This is a genomic window from Lyngbya sp. CCY1209, from assembly GCF_055795065.1.
Map to the genome: position 1 here is coordinate 24792 of NZ_JAYFER010000609.1, position 7465 is coordinate 32256.

Consider the following 7465-nt stretch of genomic DNA (forward strand, 5'->3'; position numbering starts at 1 on the left):
AGAAGTGTGATATTCAATTGGTGCAGAATGGATATTCAGGAAGTTATCAAGTGGACGGATGAACGGGTTTTTGAGAAAACCGGAAAGCACCTTGACTCGCTTCAAAGGACGATATTGGAGGGGACGTTAGAAAATCAAACTTACCAGCAGGTAGCCGAGGACTATCATTGTAGTAAAGACCATACGAAAAGAGTTGCGGCAGACCTCTGGAAGCTTCTCTCTGAGGTATTCGGAGAAGATGTCAAAAAATCCAACCTAAAATCGATACTCGAACAAATCGAATTTAGCCATATCTCAAATTTTGGTTCTGGATCTACGCAAATCTTGAGTAATATCAACATCTGTAGCGAAATCTGTCCCTATCCCGAAGCATCTAGAAACCGATCGCACCCCACCGCCGCCACCGAATCCCAACCCCGCCACGATCTCAGCGAAGCACCGGAAAACGATCGCCTCTACAGCCGCACCCACGAACTCGCCACCCTCAAACAGTGGATACTCGCCGAACATCATCGCATCGTCGCCATCACCGGACTGTCCGGTATCGGCAAAACCGCCCTCGCCAGACAATTGGTGGAAGACATCAAAGAAAACTTCGATCGCGTCCTGTGGCGATCGCATCGAAAATACCCCAACCTCAACGCACTGAAAACCGACTTGATCGAGTTTCTCGCCCCACCGCCACCCAGCCAAAATTCCGCCATTCTCAACTACCTCAGAACCCGAAATTCTACATTAGATTATTTACGATCGCACCGCTGTTTGATCGTCCTCGACGACTTCCAAGAAACCCTGAATCCCCGCGAATTCGTCGGCACTTACCGCCCGGACTATGACAGTTACGGTCAATTCCTCCACGAAATCGGGCGATCGCCCCATCAAAGTTGTTTCCTGATCCTCAGTTGGGAACAGCCCACCGAAATCGCCACCCTGGAAACCGAAAATCGCCACTGCAAAACCCTCCATTTACAAGGTTTAAATCAATCGGAAACGGAACTCCTGGCAACCCGAAATCTCAAAGATAGCCAACAGTGGGCGGAACTGATCCGGCGGTACGGCGGCAACCCGTTATGGCTGAATATTATCGCCTCGACGATTCTCGATTTATTTAACGGCAGCGTCCGGCAATTTTTATCCTATCCCGGCTTATTTTTGGGCGATATCGAATCTTTATTAAAAGCGCATTATTTACGATTATCGGAAACCGAAAAACAGGTGATGTTAGCCTTGGCAGATCAAAATGGTAGAACCGAAATTTCCAGCAAGCCGGAAGCGATTTCCGACTCCGACTATTTGAAAGCGGTACAGTCGTTGAGAAAGCGCAGTTTGATCGAGACGAAAATTGAAAACTCGGCTTCAATTTTGACCCTGCAACCCGCCGTCAAAGAATATCTTAAAAATCAAGATTGCGATTCTTAAAAATTCGATCGCTTCAAGTTCGTCCATAAGAAATGATGGGTGAGATACCCTATTTCACCGAAATCCCCCGCGACGACGCGCCCGACGCGACCCCCGCGACGCACCACTCGCCGTTTCGGGAAGTTCGGGAAAGGCGATCGCTCTCGGATGACCTCAGAGCGCACGATATTTCCCCGAGTGCTTCACGGCGTGCGCGTCCACTCGGATTCTCAGTGGCAATATGATCAAAATTTTAACTCTATTATTTCAGAAACGACCGTCAAATTATGTGATATTCGTCACACGAACCCGTCCTTTTTAAGGTAGAGTAAACTTAACTCCAATTGCATTGCGGGCTGACCGTCGAGGTTTGATGAGGTTTGATGAGGGTCGGGAGTTCCGGACATCGGAGCCGACATCACGAGAGGGGAAACCGTCTCAAAAATTCTGAGTTTTTCTGGTTCCCATTCCCACTCAAACCGGGCAAACTAGAATTAAGTCAGTCGAACACCATTGCTTTTTTTTCCAGAATACCAGTCAATTTGCGATCCATTGCCAAAGGAGAAGTTACCATGTTCACTCCAAATCAATCCCGTTCGATCCGGGCTTGCCTCGAGTCCGTACACGAGAATTACAACCAAATGTTCGGTTCGTTCAAGTCCGAGTACGCCGACACGGCGAGTTGGATCGCCAACGTCGCCCTGCAAAATATCGCCCGCAGCGACGCCCCCTATCACGATGTCGAACATACCGTCCTTGTCACCGGCGCCGGACAGGATATCCTGCGGGGGAAGCAACTCCTCGGGGCCGAAACCATCTCGCCCGAGGATTGGTTGAATGCGATGGTTTCCCTCGTCTGCCACGATATCGGCTACGTCCGGGGGGTTTGTCGGGGCGATCGCCCGCGAGAGCGACAGTACGCCACCGCCCGGGGGAATGATGAAACCATTTATCTCCCCGAGGGGGCGACGGACGCCAGCCTCACCGCCTACCACGTCGATCGCTCCCAGCAGTTCGTGCGGGAACGGTTCGCCGAAATGCCCCACCTCGACATCGGGCGGATCTGCGAAAATATCGAATTGACCCGATTTCCCGTCCCCGACGATGGAGAACATGATGACACCCGGGGTTATCCCGGTCTGGCTCGCGCCGCCGACTTGATCGGTCAGCTTGCCGATCCCGATTATCTACCCAAAACGGTCGGTTTATTTCAAGAATTCGAGGAGACGGGGGCGAATCAGAAACTCGGCTACCGCACCCCGGCGGATCTGCGGGCAGGATACCCCAACTTTTTCAAGTTCGTAGTCCGCCAATATATCGAGGATTCTTTCGAGTATTTGCAGGCTACCCCGTCGGGGCGCGATCGCATCGTCAATCTTTACCACAACGTCACCGCCGCCGAGAACGAGTCGCGCGATCGGCTTCCGCAACCCTCCGGCGACGGGAGGTCCTCCCACCGCACGAAAGTCCCGTCCCCGTCCCGGGATGCGTCCTTCCCCAGTGCCACTCAGTTGGTGTTGGAGTTGGCGGTGACGGGATAATGGTCGTCGTAGCGATCTTGGTCGAAGAAATAGAGGGTGCGGATCGGATAGGGGATGTTGATGTCGGCGCGATCGCAGGCCGCTTTGAGGGCGATCGTCACCCGGGTGGTGACGCGGCGGACTTCTTTCCGCTCCGGGAACGTCCAGTAGCGGACCATCAGATCGATGGAACTGTCCCCGAAGCCGACCACATCCACTTCCACCTCCGGTTCCGACAAAACGCCCTCCACTTCCTTCGTCGCATTCGATAACGTCTCCACCGCCATCGGCAGGGGGGTGTTGTAGTCCACCCCGATCGCCAAATCGGTGCGGCGGCGACTTTCCGCCGTCTTCACCAGCACCGGACTGGTGAACAGGATGGAATTAGGCATGACGATCCGTTCCCGCTGATAGGTGAGAATTTGGGTGGAGCGGATCGAGATTTTTTCTACCGTCCCTTCGTAATCCTGAACGACGATCTGATCGCCGATTTGGAAGGGTTCTTGCAACAGCAATAAAATGCCGGCCAGGAAATTTTTGAAGATATCCTGAAAGGCGAAACCGATCGCCACGGAGCCGAGTCCTAACAAACCGATGATGTCTCCCAAACCCAGGTCGGGAAAGGCGATCACGCAGGCGACGATCACCCCCCCCGCCCAGGTCGCCACATAGCCGGTTTGGATCAGAAGAAGTTGCAGCGATTGGTTGCGGATGAACCGCTGCGCCGTCGAGTGCAAGACTTGCTGGACGAAATGGGCGACGAAGCGAGTCGCCAGCAAGACGATCAGCGCGATGACCAGCGCCGGGACAAATTGAACCGCCGAACCCACCAAATTGATGAGGCTGGATTGGATTTCGTTAACTAAGGCATTCATAAGGTATTGAGCAAGTGATACGGACAGTCCTGATTTTGGCGAAAGGAATGAAATGCGAAAAATTGCGAATCTGAGAATTGATGCTCCCCGAACCTTCAGATCTGCGTTTCAAGCCAAAATTATGGCAATTTTAACAAATTGATGGTAATTTTGACTTCTATCTCCGGGCCGATCAATCGGATTTTCGATATTGGAAGAGTATGATCGAAAAGCGTATGGATTCGATTTGATGTGAGGACAATTCGATGTCGGAGTCTCCCCAATCACAATCTACTGGCGCGATCGCGGCGGGATCGATCCTCGGCTTGTTGCTGGCCGCAGGCTTTTTTACGGTCGGATATTCCCTACTCTTGAGCCTCTGCATGGGCTTGTTGAGCGGCGCGTCCGCCCAGCATTTGGTCAAGTGGTGGCACATCGAAGAACAGCCACCAGCCGATGAAACGCCGGGATCGCAATCCGCGATCGCTCCCCTGAAAGCTGGTTTCGACAAAGCCCTGGTCAAATCCGGCCTCAAACCCCAGTCGGGAACCGCCCCCCAGGCTCAATACCCGAAACGCCCGGTTTCCATCGTCGAGTGGATCGTGCGGCCCAACTCCACCCGCAAATAATATCGGATGGGGTGTGGGGTGTGCGGGCGTGGGGTGTGGGGAGGAAAAAAGAAAAGGTCAAAACCCGATCGCCATCAATTATTAATTATCAATTATCAATTATCAATTGAATACGATGTTTCTCTACCTGTCCAAACTCCTTCCCCTGTTCGTCTATCCCGTCGGACTCACCTGCCTTTTGATGCTCGTCGCCCTGCTGCTGCTGTGGCGATCGCCCCGCTGGGCAGCCCTCCCCGTCGCTTTGAGTTTCATCATCATGGCGGTGGCGGGAAATACCCAAGTCGCCCAGGCCTTGGTGCGATCGCTCGAATGGCAAAACATACCGCCGCAGGAATTGCCAAACGCCGGGGCGATCGTGGTGTTGGGGGGGGCCACCCGCCCCCACATTTCCCCCCGCCCGTGGGTAGATGTCCAGGAGGCGGGCGATCGCGTCCTCCACGGCGCTCTCCTGTACAAGCGGGGGAAGGCCCCCTGGCTGATCCTCAGCGGGGGGCGGATCGTCTGGCGGGCCGGCGAAAAGGGTGCCTCCGAGTCCGAAGATATGGCCGCGATCGCCCGGGAAATGGGGGTTCCCGACGAGGCGATCCTCCAGGACCCCGATTCCCTCAACACCTACCAAAACGCCGTCAACGTCCGGCAAATTCTGCGGGAACGGGACATCGAAGACCCCGTGCTGCTGGTGACGTCGGCCATCCATATGCCGCGATCGCTGCGGATTTTCCAGAAACTCGAAATTGACGTCATCCCGGCCCCCACGGACTTTCTCATTTCCGAGGAAGAAGTGGCCCTGATCCAAAATAACTGGCGGGAGGGACTCCTCCGCTTCATCCCCGACGCCACGGCCGTCGATCGCACCACCCGGGCCCTGAAAGAATATATCGGCATCCTCGTCTACCGCCTCCGAGGTTGGGCTTGAGTCCGTTGTGCTAAGGTGAGCGAATATTGCACGAGTCATCCAAAGCGAAATCATGCACTCGAACTGGGAGAATATTTTTCCGCACGCCCACCCACTCTCGGCGGAAGTTCTAGATGCCCTAGAAGCGACCCAACTCACCCTCGAGTTTCATGAAGAGGTCGCATCCCGTCAGGCATTTGAGGACTATTGCCAATGGTATTACAAAACCGCCGACCACCACCGCCGAGAATTGCAGAAGATGCGGGGCGACCTCAATATTTTGGGGTGGTTCCTGCGGGGAGGGTAACTTTGGCCGCCGCCAGAATCGTCGGGACATCGACCGATTCTGAAAATCAAAAGGGGGCGGGGGATCGGAAAACAGCGTCTCTTTATACCCCGATCGCCCGATGGCCGCTTAACTCTCCTGAATGACCTCTAACTCCTCCTCCGTGAAGTGAGCCTTAAATTTTTTGCTAAACTGCACGAGAACGGGGAGATTGGGGGTGATGGGCCTCCCCTTCCAGTCTTGGCTGATGGAGAGAATTTCCCCTTCCAACCCCTTCGCATCGAACGGTTGATTGCGATGTTCGGGATTGACATAGACGATAATGGATTGTTTGACGCGAACACGATCGCCGACTTTCATAATTTCAAACTCGCGTATTTTCTCAACGTTGCCTACAGCGGTGCCTGCCATCGGCACTCCCGAAAACAGACAGTTTTTTTATCTTTGCATGAAATCGGCGCATCTCAAACGGGTCGGCCGCACAGATCGGTGTGAAGATGGCGATCGCGGGTGGGCAACCCTTCCTCAACCAGTATAATTACTCTGGCAACTCGACCAATTTGTTGCGAGACGAAGCCCCCGACTTGATCGAAACTCGGGACTTGGGGACGCCGAACTGTTTGGCCAGCACCTCGATCAACTCCCGGTTCGCCTTCCCGTCCGCCGGGGGCGATTTCAAATAGACGGTGAACCCCCCATCGGGTTCTTCTCGAATCAGTTGTTGTTTGGAATTGGGTTTGACTTTGACTCTCAAAATTGTCATGGGCGGGCACAATTGATAATTGATCATTGACAATTGACAATTGATAATGGATGGGACTCCCCCGACCGGGAAAAAATAAGGGGGTGAACCCTTCACCCCCCGTTGCGTTCGGCGTCGTCGTCGCTCTAAAATCCGTTGCGACCCCAGACGACCATCGAAATGGAGAAGGTGAAGACAACTAACAGGCCGACCCAACCGAGTGACAGAATATCCATAGCGGTGTATTAGAAAAACAGGTTACAAATTGCTCCAGCCCTTATCATATCCCGAAATTGAGTCAGTTTAGCGATCGTGAATCCTTCTTCTAACTTTACCCCCGCCGAGCGCCGGGAATCCCTGGGCGCCGGAATTCTCGCAGCCGTTTCCCTGACGGCGATCGCCCTTTTCCTCCTGGGTGTCAATTCCCTTCTCCTCGATCGCCCCCTCGTCCCCGACCTCGATCTGGCGGTCCGGGGTGCGATCGCCGGGGCCAGCGGTTTCCTGTTCGGGGCCACCTACCGCTATATTATCCGCCGCGACGACAACTCCCACCTCAAACAGGGGGCGGTTTTGGCCTTCGGCCTGGTGCGGGGGCTCGCGATCGCGGAAGCGGGACTCACCCGGGGCGAACCCCTCCCCCAACTCGTCCTGGGGGGGACGGAAAGCCTGTTGATGTTTGCGGGAACTGCGATCGTCCTCGATTTTGCCCTCCGGCGGCGGTGGATCGCCCCTTTTCCATCGGAAAAATAACTGGCGGATGGGGGCTATAACTGACACGATGAGTCACCGACAACTCTACACAAACTCAGCATTACCCTGTCCGAAAATCCTGCTAAACTCAAAAAAAACACCCACGATCCGCCATAACCCGACTCCCGGGGGTGAGACATCATGGACTATTCCAGACTGGTAAGACTTAACTAACCCAATGTTAGTTCATCAAGCCCTGCTGTGGCATGAAAATGGTTTGGATTTTGCCGATGCTTTTCATTTGGCACAAAGTCAAGATTGCGAGAGGTTCTACACTTTTGATGAAAAACTCATTAAAAAGGCACAAGGAATAACTATAGCGCTGCGCGCGGTCCTCGGCAGTCGGTATTAGGGAGTCGGAAACTGAAACGGCTTTTCTATAAGGGTTTGA

Annotated in this window: 11 protein-coding genes; 6 read left to right on the top strand and 5 right to left on the bottom strand. The window is 54.0% G+C overall.

Translation table 11 applies throughout. The annotated features are described in order from the left end of the window. Positions 1-27: 27 nt before the first annotated feature. A complete protein-coding gene (locus AC0QHF_RS23015) occupies positions 28-1419 on the top strand; it encodes an ATP-binding protein (protein ID WP_324706592.1) in 1392 nt (463 codons plus the stop codon). 551 nt (positions 1420-1970) lie between these two features. Continuing rightward, positions 1971-2939 carry a metal-dependent phosphohydrolase gene (locus AC0QHF_RS23020; RefSeq protein ID WP_324706593.1) on the top strand — a complete coding sequence of 323 codons (969 nt, stop codon included), beginning with the start codon at positions 1971-1973 and terminating at the stop codon, positions 2937-2939. On the opposite strand, the gene AC0QHF_RS23025 is transcribed toward AC0QHF_RS23020, so the two are convergent. Continuing rightward, positions 2906-3793, bottom strand: a complete 888-nt coding sequence (locus tag AC0QHF_RS23025) for a mechanosensitive ion channel family protein (protein WP_324706594.1) — start codon at positions 3791-3793, stop codon at positions 2906-2908. The genes AC0QHF_RS23020 and AC0QHF_RS23025 overlap by 34 nt on opposite strands. Positions 3794-4038: 245 nt before the next feature. Between AC0QHF_RS23025 and AC0QHF_RS23030 the strand changes: the two genes are divergently transcribed. The 3 genes from AC0QHF_RS23030 (at position 4039) to AC0QHF_RS23040 (ending at position 5603) form a co-directional block, all read left to right on the top strand. After that, positions 4039-4401 (top strand): hypothetical protein, encoded by a 363-nt coding sequence (locus AC0QHF_RS23030; RefSeq protein WP_324706595.1) that lies wholly within the window; start codon positions 4039-4041, stop codon positions 4399-4401. A 115-nt stretch (positions 4402-4516) separates the two neighbouring features. After that, positions 4517-5317 carry a YdcF family protein gene (locus AC0QHF_RS23035; RefSeq protein ID WP_324706596.1) on the top strand — a complete coding sequence of 267 codons (801 nt, stop codon included), beginning with the start codon at positions 4517-4519 and terminating at the stop codon, positions 5315-5317. Between the two features lie 52 nt (positions 5318-5369). Then, on the top strand, positions 5370-5603 hold the full coding sequence (locus AC0QHF_RS23040) for a hypothetical protein (RefSeq protein ID WP_324706597.1): 234 nt from the start codon (positions 5370-5372) through the stop codon (positions 5601-5603). Between the two features lie 108 nt (positions 5604-5711). On the opposite strand, the gene AC0QHF_RS23045 is transcribed toward AC0QHF_RS23040, so the two are convergent. The 3 genes from AC0QHF_RS23045 to petN all read right to left on the bottom strand — a co-directional run bounded on the left by AC0QHF_RS23045 (position 5712) and on the right by petN (position 6560). Next, positions 5712-5942, bottom strand: coding sequence for a ferredoxin-thioredoxin reductase variable chain (locus AC0QHF_RS23045; protein WP_324706605.1), 231 nt, complete (start codon positions 5940-5942; stop codon positions 5712-5714). A 178-nt stretch (positions 5943-6120) separates the two neighbouring features. After that, positions 6121-6345: a DUF167 domain-containing protein gene (locus tag AC0QHF_RS23050; protein WP_324706598.1), complete on the bottom strand. Its 225-nt coding sequence runs from the start codon at positions 6343-6345 to the stop codon at positions 6121-6123. A gap of 125 nt (positions 6346-6470) precedes the next feature. Then, complete coding sequence (gene petN / locus AC0QHF_RS23055; protein ID WP_006615846.1) at positions 6471-6560, bottom strand: cytochrome b6-f complex subunit PetN; 90 nt, start codon at positions 6558-6560, stop codon at positions 6471-6473. 76 nt (positions 6561-6636) lie between these two features. Between petN and AC0QHF_RS23060 the strand changes: the two genes are divergently transcribed. Continuing rightward, complete coding sequence (locus AC0QHF_RS23060; protein ID WP_324706600.1) at positions 6637-7074, top strand: hypothetical protein; 438 nt, start codon at positions 6637-6639, stop codon at positions 7072-7074. Positions 7075-7255: 181 nt separating this feature from the next. On the opposite strand, the gene AC0QHF_RS23065 is transcribed toward AC0QHF_RS23060, so the two are convergent. After that, a partial coding sequence (locus AC0QHF_RS23065; protein ID WP_324706601.1) for a hypothetical protein occupies positions 7256-7465 on the bottom strand: 210 nt, incomplete at its 5' end.